13 protein-coding genes are annotated in these 15,246 nt (G+C 66.7%); 4 read left to right on the forward strand and 9 right to left on the reverse strand.

Features of this window, described 5'->3' with window-relative positions; all coding sequences use genetic code 11:
- Positions 1–102: 102 nt before the first annotated feature.
- Positions 103–852, reverse strand: coding sequence for a sulfite exporter TauE/SafE family protein (locus BLR75_RS04360; RefSeq protein ID WP_084315241.1), 750 nt, complete (start codon positions 850–852; stop codon positions 103–105).
- 14 nt (positions 853–866) lie between these two features.
- Positions 867–2,837, reverse strand: coding sequence for a bifunctional tRNA (5-methylaminomethyl-2-thiouridine)(34)-methyltransferase MnmC2/FAD-dependent 5-carboxymethylaminomethyl-2-thiouridine(34) oxidoreductase MnmC1 (gene mnmC, locus BLR75_RS04365; RefSeq protein ID WP_084315243.1), 1,971 nt, complete (start codon positions 2,835–2,837; stop codon positions 867–869).
- 90 nt (positions 2,838–2,927) lie between these two features.
- On the opposite strand from mnmC, the gene pap reads away from it, so the two are divergent.
- Positions 2,928–4,418, forward strand: coding sequence for a polyphosphate:AMP phosphotransferase (gene pap / locus BLR75_RS04370; protein WP_084315245.1), 1,491 nt, complete (start codon positions 2,928–2,930; stop codon positions 4,416–4,418).
- A gap of 521 nt (positions 4,419–4,939) precedes the next feature.
- On the opposite strand, the gene rnt is transcribed toward pap, so the two are convergent.
- The gene (gene rnt, locus BLR75_RS04375; protein ID WP_084315247.1) at positions 4,940–5,614 is read right to left on the reverse strand and encodes a ribonuclease T; all 675 of its coding nucleotides are present in this window, start codon (positions 5,612–5,614) and stop codon (positions 4,940–4,942) included.
- Entirely contained in the window at positions 5,611–6,657 is a 1,047-nt protein-coding gene (pyrC, locus tag BLR75_RS04380) for a dihydroorotase (protein ID WP_084315249.1), read from the reverse strand. The genes rnt and pyrC overlap by 4 nt, the downstream gene beginning before the upstream one ends.
- A gap of 190 nt (positions 6,658–6,847) precedes the next feature.
- Here pyrC and BLR75_RS04385 point away from each other — a divergent pair, with 190 nt between their 5' ends.
- The 3 genes from BLR75_RS04385 (at position 6,848) to gloA (ending at position 9,690) form a co-directional block, all read left to right on the forward strand.
- Entirely contained in the window at positions 6,848–7,786 is a 939-nt protein-coding gene (locus BLR75_RS04385) for a flagellar protein MotY (protein ID WP_245726098.1), read from the forward strand.
- Between the two features lie 117 nt (positions 7,787–7,903).
- Positions 7,904–9,121, forward strand: coding sequence for an argininosuccinate synthase (locus tag BLR75_RS04390; RefSeq protein ID WP_084315251.1), 1,218 nt, complete (start codon positions 7,904–7,906; stop codon positions 9,119–9,121).
- A gap of 176 nt (positions 9,122–9,297) precedes the next feature.
- Positions 9,298–9,690 (forward strand): lactoylglutathione lyase, encoded by a 393-nt coding sequence (gene gloA, locus BLR75_RS04395; protein ID WP_084315253.1) that lies wholly within the window; start codon positions 9,298–9,300, stop codon positions 9,688–9,690.
- Between the two features lie 445 nt (positions 9,691–10,135).
- On the opposite strand, the gene BLR75_RS04400 is transcribed toward gloA, so the two are convergent.
- From BLR75_RS04400 to BLR75_RS04420, 5 genes are all read right to left on the reverse strand, one after another.
- Positions 10,136–12,220, reverse strand: coding sequence for a YjbH domain-containing protein (locus BLR75_RS04400; RefSeq protein WP_084315255.1), 2,085 nt, complete (start codon positions 12,218–12,220; stop codon positions 10,136–10,138).
- Entirely contained in the window at positions 12,217–12,990 is a 774-nt protein-coding gene (locus BLR75_RS04405; RefSeq protein WP_084315257.1) for a capsule biosynthesis GfcC family protein, read from the reverse strand. Before BLR75_RS04405 ends, BLR75_RS04400 begins: the two co-directional genes overlap by 4 nt.
- A complete protein-coding gene (locus BLR75_RS04410) occupies positions 12,987–13,649 on the reverse strand; it encodes a YjbF family lipoprotein (RefSeq protein ID WP_084315259.1) in 663 nt (220 codons plus the stop codon). The genes BLR75_RS04405 and BLR75_RS04410 overlap by 4 nt, the downstream gene beginning before the upstream one ends.
- An 18-nt stretch (positions 13,650–13,667) precedes the next feature.
- Positions 13,668–14,774: a polysaccharide biosynthesis/export family protein gene (locus BLR75_RS04415; RefSeq protein ID WP_084315261.1), complete on the reverse strand. Its 1,107-nt coding sequence runs from the start codon at positions 14,772–14,774 to the stop codon at positions 13,668–13,670.
- A 166-nt stretch (positions 14,775–14,940) separates the two neighbouring features.
- A complete protein-coding gene (locus BLR75_RS04420) occupies positions 14,941–15,243 on the reverse strand; it encodes a hypothetical protein (protein WP_084315263.1) in 303 nt (100 codons plus the stop codon).
- Positions 15,244–15,246: the final 3 nt, after the last annotated feature.

A 15,246-nucleotide genomic window follows, 5' to 3' on the forward strand; every position in this document is an offset into this window, starting at 1 on the left:
GGCGTTATCCGCCGCCAGGCCCCCCATCGGCTCAGCCAAGCAGCTTCTGCAGCGCCAGCCCGTAGGATGGGTTGAGCGCAGCGATACCCATCGTCATTGCGCTCAGCCGAGCAGCTTCTGCAGTGCCAGTGAAAAGCTCACCGCCACCAGCATCAGCGCGAACAGGCGTTGCAGGGTGGCGCCGCCGAGGCGTTGGGCGAAATGGTTGCCGGTGAGGACGCCGAGGGCGCCGCCGGCGGCGAGGCTGGCGAGCAGCGGCAGCGGCGGTTGTGCGCCGCCGAGGTAGAGCAGGAAGCCGCCGCCGGAGACCAGTGCGATCACCGCCATGGAGGTGGCCGTGGCGGCGAGCATGGACAGCGGCGTGAACCACAGCAGCCCCGGCACGATGAGGAAGCCGCCGCCCACGCCCATCAGCCCGGACAGCGTGCCGACGCCCAGCCCCAGCGCCAGCAGCGGTCCGTTGCGCACCGGCCCGCCGCCTTCCTTGGGCGTCGACGAGTTGAACCAGATGCGCTGCGCCGACCACAGCACCAGCACGCAGAAGCCGACGATCAGCACCGCTTCCGGCACGTAATGGCCGAGCCACTGGCCGAGCGCGCTGCCCGGCCAGCCGGCGGCGGTCAGCAGGAGCACCGGCCGCCAGGCCACCTGGCCGAGGCGGGCGCGGGGAATGGCGCCGATCGCCGCCGACAGCGCCACCGCGCCGAGGCTGACGCCGATGGCGTCGTGCAGCGGCAGGTGCAGGCTGAGCAGCAGCGGCAGCGCCACCAGCGAGCCGCCGGCGCCGGTCAGGCCGAGCAGCAGGCCGAGGATGACGCCAACGGCCAGGTATTCCAGCAGTGCGATTTCCATCTGCAAGACAGTCCTTATGAGTCCTTGCGGGTGCCGCGCACCACCTCGCGGAGGAAGAAGCGGTTCGGGTGGCAGGCCTCGGCGACCGCGCGCGGCAGCGGCAGCGGCTCGTCGTCGATCCAGGCGGCCAGCAGTTCGCCGGCCAGCGGCGCGCTGATCAGCCCGCGCGAGCCGTGGGCGCTGTTCAGGTACAGGCCGTCGAGCCAGGGGCAGGGCGCGTCCGGCACCTGGCGGGCGTCCTTGCCGAGCAGGGCGTAGGTGCTGGCGAAGGCGTCGCGCTCGGCCAGCGGGCCGACCAGTGGCAGGTAGTCCGGCGTGGTGCAGCGGAAGGCGGCGCGGCCTTCCAGGGTTCCGGCGTCGATGGTGTCGCCGCCGAGGCGGGCGAGCAGGTCGGGGGAGATTTCCCGCAGCAGTTCGAGGTTGCCGAGGTGTTCCTCGCGCGTCGGTTCAAGATCATCGCTGTGAAAATCGAAGCTGGCGCCGAGGGTGTGTTCGCCGGCGCGCGGCGGGGCAACGTAGCCCTCGGCGCAGACCACGGTCGCCAGCGCGCCGCTGGTGGCGGTGGCCGGCAGGCGGCTGATCTGCCCGCGGATGCGCTTCAGCGGCAGGCTGGCGGCGGCGGGGAAGTCGCGTACTTCGGCGGCGGTGGCGAGCACCGCGACCGGCGCGCTGGCGAGTTTTTCCTCGCCGGCCCAGGCGCTCCAGCCGTCGGCGTCGCGCTGCAGGCGGATTTCCTTGCCGCAGATGACGCGGACGTTCGGCTGCGCGGCGAGCCAGCGGCACAGCGCCGGCGGATGGACCCAGCCGGCCTCGGGGAAGAACAGTCCGCCGGCCGGCAGGCTGACGCCGGCGATGCGTTCGGCTTCGCCCTTGTCCAGCGATTGCTGCAGGGACGCCGGGAAGGCGCCGGCCAGTTGCGCCTGGCGCTTGCCCTCGGCCTCGTCGAAGGCCAGTTGCAGCACGCCGCAGGCGTCCCACTCGCTGCCGCGCTGCAGGCGCTGGAGCAGGCGGCGGGTGTAGCCGAAACCGCCGACCACCAGTTGCGAAAGCGCCGTCCCGTGGGCGGACAGCTTGAGATAGAGCACGCCCTGCGGATTGCCCGAGGCTTCCTCGGCGAGCCCGGCGTGGCGTTCGAGCAGCGTCACCTGCCAGCCGCGCGCGGCCAGGCTGGCGGCGCTGGCGCAACCGGCCATGCCGCCGCCGATCACCAGCGCCTCGCGCGGGCCGCCGTGGCGCGGCGGGCGGGCGTACCAGGGCTTGGCGGAGTCGTCCGGCGTGCCGCTGAACTCGCCGACCAGCATCTCGCGCTTCTGCCCGTAGCCTTTCACCCGCTCCATGCGGAAGCCGGCGGCGATCAGCCCGCGGCGGACGAATCCGGCGCTGGTGAAGGTCGCCAGGCTGGCGTCGGGAGCGGAGAGCCGGGCCATCTGCCGGAACAGCGCGTCGGTCCACATCTCAGGGTTCTTCGCCGGGGAGAAACCGTCGAGGAACCAGGCGTCGATGCGCGCATCCAGTTCCGGCAGCACGTCCAGCACGTCGCCCAGCAGCAGGGTGAGGACCACCCGCCCGCCGGCGAACACCAGGCGCTGGAAGCCGGGATGGATGCCGACGTACTGCTCCAGCAGCGGGTCGGCCCAGGGCTGCAGCTCCGGCCAGAGGGCCAGGGCGCGTTGCAGGTCGGGCAGGGCGAGGGGGAATTTTTCCACGCTGACGAAGTGCAGGCGCGCATCCGCCGGGGCCAGTTGCTCGAACAGCGCCCAGGCGCAGAGGAAGTTCAGGCCGGTGCCGAAGCCGGTCTCGCCGATGCACAGGCGGCCGCCGGCGGGCAGTTCGGCAAAGCGCCGGGGCAGGCGGTTGCCGTCGAGGAACACGTGGCGCGTCTCCTCCAGGCCGCTGGCGCGGGAGAAGTAGACGTCGCCGTAGACGCGGGAGGTGGGCTGGCCGTTTTCGTCCCAGTCGAGCTGGGCGGGCTGGAAATCTGGCATGCGCGGGTCCGGGCGGAAAAGCGCGCATTCTAGCCCATCGCGGCGGGACGGCCTGCTACCTTGAATGCATCGGAAATCAAGGAGCCGTGCATGTTCGAGTCCGCAGAGATCGGCCATTCCATCGACAAGGCCACCTACGAGAAGGAAGAGGCCGAACTCCGCGAAGCGCTGCTGGAGGCGCAGTTCGAGCTGAAGCAGCAGGCGCGCTTCCCGGTGATCATCCTGATCAACGGCATCGAGGGGGCGGGCAAGGGCGAGACGGTCAAGCTGCTCAACGAATGGATGGACCCGCGGCTGATCCAGGTGGAAAGCTTCTTCAAGGCCACCGACGAGGAGCTGTCGCGGCCGACGCAGTGGCGCTACTGGCGCAAGCTGCCGCCTAAGGGGCGGATCGGCGTCTTCTTCGGCAACTGGTACAGCCTGATGCTGCAGTCGCGGGTCGCCGGCGACATCAACGACGCGCGCCTGGACGCCGGCATCGCCGCCGCCGAGCGCTTCGAGGAGATGCTCTGCGACGAGGGCGCGCTGCTGTTCAAGTTCTGGTTCCACCTGTCCAAGAAGCGCCTCAAGGAGCGCCTCAAGGCGCTGGAGAAGGACCCCGAGCACAGCTGGCGGATCAGCGAACTGGACTGGAAGCAGAGTGAGGTCTACGACAAGTTCGTGTGCTACGGCGAGCGCATCCTGCGCCGCACCAGCCGCGACTTCGCGCCATGGTACGTGGTGGAGGGCTCGGACCCGCGCTACCGCAGCCTGACGGTGGGGCGCACCCTGCTGGAAGGCATGCAGGCGGCGCTGGACACGCTCGAGCGGCCGGTCCGCCAGCCGCACACCGCGCCGCTCACCGCCAGCCTGGACAACCGCGGCCTGCTCACCAGCCTCGACCTCGGCAGGACGCTGGCCAAGGACCAGTACAAGCGGCAGATGGCCAAGGAGCAGGCGCGCCTGGCCATGCTGCTGCGCGACAAGCGCTTCCGCCGGCATGCGCTGATGGCGATATTCGAAGGCAACGACGCGGCCGGCAAGGGCGGCGCCATCCGCCGCGTAACGGCGGCGCTGGACCCGCGCCAGTACCACATCGTGCCGATCGCCGCGCCGACCGAGGAGGAACGCGCCCAGCCCTACCTGTGGCGCTTCTGGCGGCACATCCCGGGGCGCCAGCAGTTCACCATCTTCGACCGTTCCTGGTACGGGCGGGTGCTGGTGGAGCGGGTCGAGGGCTTCTGCTCGGAGGCCGACTGGCTGCGCGCCTACGGCGAGATCAACGACTTCGAGGAGCAGCTCGCCGAGTTCGACATCGTGGTGGTGAAGTTCTGGCTGGCGATCGACAAGGACACCCAGATGGAGCGCTTCAAGGAGCGCGAACTGACGCCGTTCAAGCGCTACAAGATCACCGAGGAGGACTGGCGCAACCGCGACAAGTGGGACCAGTACATCGACGCGGCGAGCGACATGATCGAGCGCACCAGCACCGAGATCGCCCCCTGGACCCTGGTGGAGGCCAACGACAAGCGCTACGCCCGGGTGAAGGTGCTGCGGACGATCAACGACGCGCTGGAGAAGGCGTACGAGAAGGACAAGTAGGGTGGACGGGGAGTGAGGGAAACGCTGCGAACGGCACCGTTCCCCGTAGGAGTCAGCTTGCTGGCGATTATCAGGTTCACCCGCCACGCTGGCGTTGAGGGGAAACCCGGGATCGCCAGCAAGCTGGCTCCTACAGGTTTGGTGCTGTGCTTAATCGTGATCGTCAATAACGGTTGGCGATGCGGCAGAGCGTAGGGTGGACGTGGCTCTTTACGTCCACCATGGGAACGCCGGAGTTGCTGCGGGTGGCACCGTTCCCTGTAGGAGCCAGCTTGCTGGCGATTACCAGGTTCGCCGGACACGCTGGCGTTGAGGGGCAACCCGGGATCGCCAGCAAGCTGGCTCCTACAGGTTTGGTGCTGTGCTTGATCGTGATCGTCAATGACGGTTGGCGATGCGGCAGAGCGTAGGGTGGACGTGGCTCTTTACGTCCACCATGGGAACGCCGGAGTTGCTGCGGGTGGCACCGTTCCCTGTAGGAGCCAGCAAGCTGGCTCCTACACGTTTGGCGCTGCGATCACTCAATCGTGATCGTCGATCCAGCCGCCCATTTCCTTCCAGCGGTTGACGATGCCGCAGAACAGCTCGGCGGTCTTCTCGGTGTCGTAGCGCGCCGAGTGCGCCTCGCGGTTGTCGAACTCCACGCCGGCCGTCTGGCAGGCTTTCGCCAGGACCGTCTGGCCGTAGGCGAGGCCGGCCAGGGTGGCGGTGTCGAAGCTGGAGAAGGGATGGAACGGGTTGCGCTTGATGCCGGTGCGGCCGACCGCGGCATTCAGGAAGCCGAGATCGAAGCTGCTGTTGTGCCCGACCAGGATCGCCCGCTTGCAGCCGTTGGCCTTGATGGCCTTGCGCACGCCGCGGAAGATCTCGTGGAGCGCCTGCTCCTCCTGCACCGCCATGCGCAGCGGGTGGTCCAGCTTGATGCCGGTGAACTCCAGCGCGGCCGGTTCGATGTTGGCGCCTTCGAACGGTTCGATGCGGAAGAAATAGGTGTGTTCCGGGTACAGGAAGCCCTTCTCGTCCATCGCGGTGGTGACCGCGGCGATCTCCAGCAGGGCGTCGGTGGCGCAGTTGAAGCCGCCGGTCTCGACGTCCACCACTACCGGCAGGTAGCCGCGGAAACGCTCGGCCATCGGATGGCGCGGGCCCGGCGGGAAGTTGCCGTCGAACTCGTCTTCGTACTGTTCCTGGCTCATGCGCCGGCCTCCAGCAGACGCCAGCGAAGCGTTTCGCCGGCACGCAGCGGGATCAGCTCCTGCTCGCCGAGCTGAAGGCTGGCGGGTGCCTGCCAGTCCTCGCGGACCAGGGTGATGCTGTCGGCGTTGCGCGGCAGGCCGTAGAAGTCCGGGCCGTGGAAACTGGCGAAGGCTTCCAGCTTGTCCAGCGCGTTGCGCTGTTCGAAGGCTTCCGCATACATCTCGATGGCGGCGTAGGCGGTGTAGCAGCCGGCGCAGCCGCAGGCGGCTTCCTTGGCGTGGCGGGCGTGGGGCGCCGAGTCGGTGCCGAGGAAGAATTTCGGGTTGCCGCTCACCGCCGCGTCGAGCAGGGCTTCCTGGTGCACGTTGCGCTTGAGGATCGGCAGGCAATAGAAGTGCGGACGGATGCCGCCGACCAGCATGTGGTTGCGGTTGTACAGCAGGTGGTGCGCGGTGATGGTGGCGCCGACGTTGGCCGGGGCTTCCTTGACGAACTGCGCGGCGTCGCCGGTGGTGATGTGCTCGAGCACCACCTTCAGGGTCGGGAAGCGCTGGACCACGCGGGTGAGATGCTCGTCGATGAAGCGCTTCTCGCGGTCGAACACGTCGACCTCGGCGCGGGTTACCTCGCCGTGCACCAGCAGTGGCAGGCCGACTTCGGCCATGGCTTCCAGCACCGGGAAGATGTTGTCGATGCTGGTCACGCCGGAATCGGAGTTGGTGGTGGCGCCGGCCGGATACAGCTTGGCGGCATGGACGAAGCCGCTGGCCTTGGCGGCGCGGACTTCCTCGGCAGTGGTGCGGTCGGTGAGGTAGAGCACCATCAGCGGCTCGAAGCGGCTGCCGGCCGGGCGCGCGGCGAGGATGCGCTGGCGGTAGGCGTCGGCCTCGGCGGCGTTGCGCACCGGCGGGACCAGGTTGGGCATGATGATGGCGCGGCCGAAGGTGCGCGCGGCGTCACCGACGGTGCGGACGAGGGCGGCGCCGTCGCGCAGGTGGATGTGCCAGTCGTCGGGACGCAGGAGAGTCAGGCGGTCGAGCATGCGAATTCCAGGGGGCGGTTTGCAGCAGGGAAGAGGTGGAATGCTACCGGAAAAGGGGGCTGACGTGTTCATCGAGGTGGCGATGGGGTGCCAGCGGGTCGCGGGCATGGCCCGCTCCTACAGGGTGTGGGCCATCAAGTTCTGCCGCGAACGGCCGATACCCATTCGAATCGCCCACACGGAGCAACCCGTGCGCCTGCCGTCCCTCATCCTCCTCACTCTCTGCACCGCCCTCCCGGCCTGGGGGCTGACCTTCCAGACGCGCCTGGAAAGCGCCGAGTGGACGGTCGCCGGCGATCAGTTCGAGTGCCGCCTGTCGCAGCGGGTGACCAACTTCGGCGTCGGCGAGTTCGTCTGGCGGGCCGGCGAGCAGCCGGTGTTCCGCCTGAAGCCGCAGCAGGCCCGCCTGGGTCGCGGCTTCGCCAACCTGCTGGCGGCGGCGCCGAGCTGGCGGCCGGGGCAGGGTGATATCGATCTCGGCAGTGTGGCGGTGGCGGGCGGTGGTGCGGCGTTGAACAGCAGCCAGCACCAGGCCGGCCGCCTGCTCGCCGGGTTGCTGGAAGGGCGCAGCCCGGAAGTGCGGCATCGCACGATGGAAGGCGACGGGCTGCTGGTGCGCCTGCAGCCGGTGCGTTTCGCTGCGGGCTACGGGCAGTTCCACGAGTGTTCGGAAAAGCTGCTGCCGGTGAATTTCGGCCAGGTGCGCTTGTCGCAGCTCGGCTTCCCCGCCGGAGGAGTCGACCTCGACGCGGCGGCCAGGGCGCGGCTGGAAGTGATCCTGCGCTACATGAAGGCCGACCCGACGGTGAACCGTATCGAGCTGGATGGCCATTCGGACAACAGCAGCAACCGCCTGACCAATCGCGATCTGTCGCGCCGGCGGGCGAACGCGGTGATGGAGTACCTGAAGGCCAACGGCGTGGCGGAAGAGCAAATCACCCTGCGCTTCTACGGCGAGCAGTTCCCGCTGGTGAAGAACGATTCCGCCGCCAACCGCGCGCGCAACCGGCGGGTGACGGTACGCCTGTCCCGCGCGCCGCAACCGGAGAAACCCGCCGAAGCCCCGTCGGCCGCGGCTCCGGTGGCCAGTCTGGGCGGTCAGAAAACCGATTCAGCGACCAGTGACTAGTCGCAACGTCGATCGAATCTGTCGCTTCATCGTCAAACCCTGTCGCACCCCTGTAAATAATCCCAAACGAACAGTAGAATCAGGCGTTTTCGTGACAACCCCCGTGGAGTTGATGGCATGGCGGACGTAAAGAAGGTAGTCCTGGCGTATTCCGGTGGCCTGGATACCTCGGTAATCCTGAAGTGGCTGCAGGATACCTATAACTGCGAAGTAGTGACTTTCACCGCCGATCTCGGCCAGGGTGAAGAGGTCGAGCCGGCCCGTGCCAAGGCCAAGGCTCTGGGTGTGAAAGAGATCTACATCGAAGACCTGCGCGAAGAGTTCGTCCGCGACTTCGTGTACCCGATGTTCCGCGCCAACACCATCTATGAAGGCGAGTACCTGCTGGGTACTTCCATCGCCCGCCCGCTGATCGCCAAGCGCCTGATCGAGATCGCCAACGCGACCGGCGCCGACGCCATCTCCCATGGCGCCACCGGCAAGGGCAACGACCAGGTGCGCTTCGAGCTGGGCGCCTACGCGCTGAAGCCGGGCGTCAAGGTCATCGCACCCTGGCGCGAGTGGGACCTGCTGTCCCGCGAGAAGCTGATGGACTACGCCGAAACCCACGGCATCCCGATCGAGCGCCACGGCAAGAAGAAGTCGCCGTACTCCATGGACGCCAACCTGCTGCACATCTCCTACGAAGGCGGCGTGCTGGAGGACACCTGGACCGAGCACGAAGAGGACATGTGGAAGTGGACCAAGTCCCCGGAAAACGCCCCGGACAAGCCCACCTACATCGAGCTGACCTACCGCAAGGGTGACATCGTCGCCATCGACGGCGTCGAGATGACCCCCGCCACCGTGCTGGCGACCCTGAACCGCATCGGCGGCGAGAACGGCATCGGCCGCCTCGACATCGTCGAGAACCGCTATGTCGGCATGAAGTCCCGCGGCTGCTACGAGACCCCTGGCGGCACCATCATGCTGCGCGCGCACCGCGCCATCGAGTCGATCACCCTGGACCGCGAAGTCGCTCACCTGAAGGACGAGCTGATGCCGCGCTACGCCAAGCTGATCTACACCGGCTACTGGTGGAGCCCGGAGCGCGAGATGCTGCAGAGCATGATCGACGCTTCCCAGGAGAACGTGAACGGCGTGGTCCGCCTGAAGCTGTACAAGGGCAACGTCATCGTGGTCGGCCGCAAGTCTGACGACTCGCTGTTCGACGCCAGCATCGCGACCTTCGAGGAAGACGGCGGCGCCTACAACCAGGCCGATGCCGCGGGCTTCATCAAGCTCAACGCCCTGCGCCTGCGCATCGCCGCGAGCAAGGGCCGCAAGCTGGTCTGAATGGCTCTTGGGTAGGAGCGAGCTTGCTCGCGAAGCTTTTGCTTTTTGCTTTTTGCTTTTTGCTCGGTTCGCGAGCAAGCTCGCTCCTACAAGAGCACAACAAACCCCGGCCATGAGCCGGGGTTTGCATTTATAGGCCTGGCACACCGGGCAACCTGATGACGAGGAGAACATCGATGAGACTGCTGCATACCATGCTGCGCGTCGGCGACCTGGACAAATCCATCGCCTTCTACACCGAAGTCCTGGGCATGACCCTGCTGCGCCGCAAGGACTACCCGGACGGCCAGTTCACCCTGGCGTTCGTCGGCTACGGCGCCGAGGACGAGAACAGCGTCATCGAGCTGACCTACAACTGGGGTGTGGACAAGTACGACCTGGGCACCGGCTACGGCCACATCGCCCTGGAAGTGGACGACGTCTACAAGGCCTGCGAAGACATCCGCTCCCGCGGCGGCAAGATCACCCGCGAACCGGGCCCGATGAAGCACGGCACCAGCATCCTGGCCTTCGTGGAAGACCCGGACGGGTACAAGGTCGAACTGCTGTCGCCGCAGCGGAAGGATTGATTTCGGCGGGTGATGGGGAACTGTAGCGGGCCATGCCCGCAACACCGTCCTGTTTCGCCGGCATGGCGCCGGACGTAGGGTGGATGAGGCTCTTTTCATCCACCATTCCGCCCCGCCCAATCGGTGGAAAACGCTTCGCGTCTTTCACCCTACGGCCATGGCAGCGGAGTTGCGCCTGGGCACTGTACTTGTAGGAGCCAGCTTGCTGGCGATCCCGAATGATCCGGCGATCGCTGTGTTGCAGGCCAGCATGGATGATCGCCAGCAAGCTGGCTCCTACAGGCCCACTAGCGATGCTGCGAACCGGGCAAACGGTAGATGAAAACGCCTCATCCACGGGCGTGAGTAGGGCGCATGACGCGCCAGCGTCATCCGCCGAGTCGTCGAGTCGCCATTGCGGCGGATAACCGCGAACGGTTATCCGCCCTACGCGCTGGCTGCTCTATCACTCCACGATCTTGCCAAAGCTCCCATCGAACATGTCGAGGTTGCGCCCTTCGGTGAGGGTGTACAGCGAGTAGCTGCGTCCCAGCCGCGCGCCGCCGTCACGGGTCAGCGGGGCCCAGGCGAGGTTGGCGCGGCGCATGGTCGAGCTGCTCATCAGCTCGTCGAAGGGAATCGACACATAGATGCCCTTGTCGAAGCTGCCCTCGCCGAACTCGTCCTTGGACGCCGTGGTGACAGTCACCCAGCCGCCGAAGCGCACGCCGTTGCTGAACTCGCGGGACAGGTCGATGGTGGTACCCCAGTCGCGCGCCAGGTAGCGGCCGACGCTGACCGCCGCCAGGATGTCCTGGAAGTCGGTCTTCAGGTAGCCGGTGACGTTGCCGGTGATCACGTCGTAGTCGCGCAGGCCGAAGCCCTGGTCGAAATTGCGCTGGCGCACGAAGTTCCAGTCGGTGCCGATGGCCCAGCGCTCGCCCATCGGCCGGTACAGCAGCTCGCCGCCGACGCCGGCAAACATCGACTCCAGGTAGCCGCCATAGACCATGCCATACAGGTCCTCGTCGAGACGCCTGGCCTTGTTCAACTGGAAGGTCGGCATGGTCACATCGGAGGTGGTCATGTACTGGCGCAGGTCGGTGCGCACGCGCGGCAGGCCGCTGGGGGCGTCGTACTTGAACTTGTCGAAGTTGTTCACCAGGTTGGCGCTGAGCATGCCGCTCCACCAGGTGTCCGGGGTGAAGCGGTATTCCGCGCCGAGGTCCGCGGTGAACTGGTAGAGCAGGTAGCCGTCGGGGCCGCCGATGTTCTGCTTGTAGCCGAGGCCCAGGCCATAGCTGAACGGATCCGGCTGCTGCTCGAAGAGCACCTTCTCGCGGCGCGGCAGCGGCCAGTTCTGCTCGGTGCTGCGGCGCAGGTCGGCGAGCGGGCGCTCGTTCTGCACCACTTCGCGGAAGGTCTCGCGACGCACGCTGGTTTCCTGCACCGGCATGTCGTAGCGCTTGTCGACCACGGTGAACCACTGGATGTCGTCGTCCACGCTGTTGTCGAGGATGCGCGCCGTGCGGCCCACCGCCTTGGGCGGGTAGAGATAGCGGGTCTGCTCGCCGTAGACGACGATCTCCGAATCGCGCTGGGCGATGCGGTCGACCTTGTAGCCGGCGTTGTTCTGCAGGCGCCGGGACACGTCCGCCCAGTCCACCTGCTCGGGGTGCAGGTCCGGTGCCTTGGCCGGTAGCTTCTCGGCCGGCGGGTCGTAGGTCTTGGCCGGCGCCGCGCGGTTGACGAAGTTGGTATGCAGGGTGATGCCGAACATCGCCGTATTGCCGCGCTCCCAGGCGGCGTGCAGGTCCACCGAATCGGCGGCCTTGAACACGAAGCCGAGGTTCACCGGCGAATCCTGCTCCTGGTTGTTGTCCTGCGGTTCGTGCTTGTAGTCGTTGCCGTCGTATTCGAGCTTCACCGACAGGCGATCCCACGGCGTCTGCCAGAGCACGCCGCCGAACAGGGCAGGGGAGCCGCGGAAGTAGGTGTTGCCATTAAAGTCACCGGTGCCGGTACTTTCGGGGCGCTCATCGAACTTGTCGTCGATCCAGCCCAGCGGGTTGTCCAGATCGCCACGATTGCCGAGATAGCCCCAGGCGATACCCAGGCTCAGGTCGAAATCGCCAAAGCGCTTGTTGCCGACGAAGTATTCGCTGGAGAACAGGCCGGTACCGCCGACGTCATGCGCGCCGACCGCTACTTCCGGCAGGTAGTGGCTTTCCTTGAGCAGCCGCAGCTTGGCGTCGAACGCCTTGTCCTTGTAGCTCTGGTCGCCGCTGAGTTCTTCCGGGCCGTAGCGGCGGTTGCTGATCGAGGTGTAGCGGAAGGCGGTTTCCAGCCAGTCGAACGGCTGCAGCGAGAAGCTGTAGCGCGAGTAGGGATCGGTGCGGTTGGCGTTGATGCTGACCTCGCCGGCCGGCGCCATGCGCGCGGTCGGGGTCTGCAGCAGGCCGACGCCGCCGAAGTCGTTCTGCGTATAGCGTGGGTCCGCATGCGCCATGGTGTAGGGCAGCAGGATGCAGAGTGCGTAGCGGAGTCTCATCGAGCCACCTCGGACAGCGGTTGGGTGGCGAGGAACTCGGCAAGCTCCTGGTTCAGGTCCGGAATCGGGCTATCCGAGCCGGCGGCCTTGAGCGGGACCAGGATGATCGCGCCGGGTGCGGGCGGAGCCATGTCGTCCTGGCGATTCCACAGGGCGATGCCCAGGCGGCTGACCTGGCCGTCCGGCTGGATCAGGTAGAGATAGTCGGGGTCGGCTTCGGCGCGGCTGGCGCACTGCTGCAGATAGATGCGGGCCTGTTGCAGCGGCGCGTGGGCGAGCGTGCAGTCGGCCTGCACCGCGCCCATCACGCGGATGGAGTCCGGACGGGGCGGATAGATGAAGATGTCCCCCGCGCTGACCGGCGGATTCTGCGCGGGATCGACCTCGGCATTCACCGGGTCGAGCAGATGCGGGCGGCGGCCGGTGACGGGCAGGACAGCGACCTGCTCCTCCAGGCGCTTCGCCAGCTCGGCCAGGGACGGCTGGTCATCCAGCAGCGCATTGCGCCGCAGCAGTTGCAGGTCGAACAGCACGCCAGCCTTCAGGCGCTGCTGTTCCTTTACCAGCGGCTGGTGCAGCCAGGCGGCGCCGAGCCAGTAGGATTCCGCATTCACCTGGGCGGCATTGAGCACCGTACTCAGGCGTGTGCCGGTGGAAATGGCGATAGGGCCAGGCTTCACTGCATCGCCACGCACTTCCACCTGATCCTGGGCGGCGGCATTGCAAGCGAAGAGGGCGGCGATGATAGCGGTCAGGAGTCTGCCTTTCATTGCGCGGCGCTCCTGTACGGGCGGATCTGGGTGATGACCACCTGCAGCTCTGGCGTGACCTGCTGACGGCTCGCCATGACGAAGCCATCCGCCGGGTCGACCCAGTAGCTGTTGACGGCATCGAGGCCGATCAGCGGCGCGCTGACGTGCTCGTCCACGCGCAGCAGGCTGTAGCTGCGTTCGAGGATGTCGAGCTGCTCCAGGCCTTTCTTCTCGAAACGGCTCTGCAAGGGGATGCCGACCTGGTAGCCGTCGGCGTAATCCACCCAGCGCCGGCTGGTGGCGCCATCGACAACGCGGTGCAGTCCGGAGGCGAACGGTGAGTCGGTGGAGAGGCGGGAGGCGGCAAGGTTGCTGCCGAAGCCGGTGGTGCGCACCACCAGGCCGTCGCGCATCATCAGCACCTGGCGGGTGGAAGCGACCCAGAACTGCAGATCGCCCTGCTGGCGCACGAGCGCCATCACGGCCTCGCCACCGGGGACGGCCTGCAGTTTGATCTGGTAGTAAGGCACGGCATCGACCTGTGCCTGGGTCAGCTCAAGCGGTTGCGGCCCGCTGGTCGCGGCGCGCAAGGTGTCCCAGGATGCCTTCATCAGGGGATTGCATGCGCACAACGACAGGGCCGCTGCCGCCAGGGCGGCATGGCGGAGAATATTCACGATGGACCTGAACTCCGATTAATTGTCGTCGTTCATGTCGCTCTTGATATTCGCGCCGGTACCCAGGATGCCTGCCGACGGTACGAGCTGGCTGATGAAGCGGTTCCAGCGGGTGATGCCAGCCGGGCCGACATAGACCACATCCTGCGGCTGCAGGTCGAAGCGCTGGGCGAGGATGAAGGCGGTGGGCGACTGGGCGTCCAGCTGGAACACTTTGGCCGGCTCGCGCTCCAGATCCTCTACGCCGCGAATCACATATACGGCCTTGCCGTTGGAGGTGGTCTGGTTCAGCCCGCCGACTGTGCCGAGGGCATCGGCGAGATTGAGGGAGCGGGTCTTGAAGGTAAGCGCGCGAGCCCCGTTGACCTCGCCCATCAGATAGACCTTCTTGTTGTCGTTGTAGGGCAGGTAGATCTGGTCGCCGTCTTTCAGATATACGCCGTACAGCGCGGAGTCCCTGCCGTTCAGGGCATCCAGGTCGAGCTGGTATTCGCGGCCGTCGCGCTTCAGGACCAGGCCGGAAAGATCGGCTGCCCCCGTATTCACGCCAGCATTGCCGACAGCTTCCATCAGGCTCAGCGGGGTAGTGGTGATCGGCTGCGGGCCGCCCTTGCCGAAGGCGCCATTCAATACGACTTTCTGGCTGGCGTAGCGCAGCACGCTGATATCCACCTGCGGGCTTTCCACGTACTGGGCCAGGCGGCCGGCGATATCTGCCCGCAGTTGCTCGATGGTCCTGCCAGCGGCGCGAACGTTGCCAATGTAGGGATAGAACAGCGTGCCATCCGGACGAACCAGGCGGCCGTTGGCGTCGACCTGCTGCTGCGGGCCGGACGGCGCGGTCAGTTCCGGATGATCCCATACGGTGATGTACAGCAGGTCGCCCGCACCAACGCGGTATTCCTCGGGCTGATAGGCCAGCAGATCGGCAGGTACGCTTGCGCTCGGCTCTGTCGCGGCATTCACGGCCAGCAGTTTCGGTGTGATCTGGACCAGCTCGACGCGGCTGCTTTCGGGCGAATCGTCATTGACGATGCGGCTGGTATCCATGTGTTGGCCAGGGGCGAACATGCAGCCCTGCAGGGTGAGGGCGGCGAGCACTGCGACAGACAAGGAGCGGATCATGAGGAAGGACTACGTTGAATAGGGTCAATACGACACCGCCCGGCGAGGGGGCCGAGTGGTCATGGAATTTGGGGATTTGCAGACTGCCGAATGAACGGCAACACCTGGTGGAGTGGGACCCGGCAACGGGCGCCGCTCCACCAGGGCGACTGGGGTCAGTCAGTGCTTAGCGGGTGGTGCCAGTAGTACCGGTGGTGCCAGTAGTGCCGGTGGTGCCCGGAGTACCGTCGCTGCCGCCACCGCCGCTGTTGGAAGCAGCCACGCCAGCCGCTACAACGGCTGCACCCACACCCAGAGCGGTACCAACAGTGAGGCCACCGGCGATCGGAGTGGACAGGCCCAGGGAGCCGGTAGTGGTGGGTGCCGCGCCGGTGGTCGAGGTGGTCGAAGAGCCCGACTTCTCGGTCTCGGCTGCAAGGAGAGTGGTACTAAACGCTGCCATTACAGCAAGCGCCAGAATTTTCTTCATACG

It is taken from the genome of Pseudomonas jinjuensis, assembly GCF_900103845.1.
GTDB classification, from domain to species: Bacteria; Pseudomonadota; Gammaproteobacteria; order Pseudomonadales; family Pseudomonadaceae; genus Pseudomonas; species Pseudomonas jinjuensis.

Bases quoted from the DNA above. Each gene is read 5' to 3' on its own strand.
- BLR75_RS04360 (WP_084315241.1), bottom strand. From the start codon at position 852: ATGGAAATCGCACTGCTGGAATACCTGGCCGTTGGCGTCATCCTCGGC.
- mnmC (WP_084315243.1), bottom strand. From the start codon at position 2,837: ATGCCAGATTTCCAGCCCGCCCAGCTCGACTGGGACGAAAACGGCCAG.
- pap (WP_084315245.1), top strand. From the start codon at position 2,928: ATGTTCGAGTCCGCAGAGATCGGCCATTCCATCGACAAGGCCACCTAC.
- rnt (WP_084315247.1), bottom strand. From the start codon at position 5,614: ATGAGCCAGGAACAGTACGAAGACGAGTTCGACGGCAACTTCCCGCCG.
- pyrC (WP_084315249.1), bottom strand. From the start codon at position 6,657: ATGCTCGACCGCCTGACTCTCCTGCGTCCCGACGACTGGCACATCCAC.
- BLR75_RS04390 (WP_084315251.1), top strand. From the start codon at position 7,904: ATGGCGGACGTAAAGAAGGTAGTCCTGGCGTATTCCGGTGGCCTGGAT.
- gloA (WP_084315253.1), top strand. From the start codon at position 9,298: ATGAGACTGCTGCATACCATGCTGCGCGTCGGCGACCTGGACAAATCC.
- BLR75_RS04400 (WP_084315255.1), bottom strand. From the start codon at position 12,220: ATGAGACTCCGCTACGCACTCTGCATCCTGCTGCCCTACACCATGGCG.
- BLR75_RS04405 (WP_084315257.1), bottom strand. From the start codon at position 12,990: ATGAAAGGCAGACTCCTGACCGCTATCATCGCCGCCCTCTTCGCTTGC.
- BLR75_RS04415 (WP_084315261.1), bottom strand. From the start codon at position 14,774: ATGATCCGCTCCTTGTCTGTCGCAGTGCTCGCCGCCCTCACCCTGCAG.
- BLR75_RS04420 (WP_084315263.1), bottom strand. From the start codon at position 15,243: ATGAAGAAAATTCTGGCGCTTGCTGTAATGGCAGCGTTTAGTACCACT.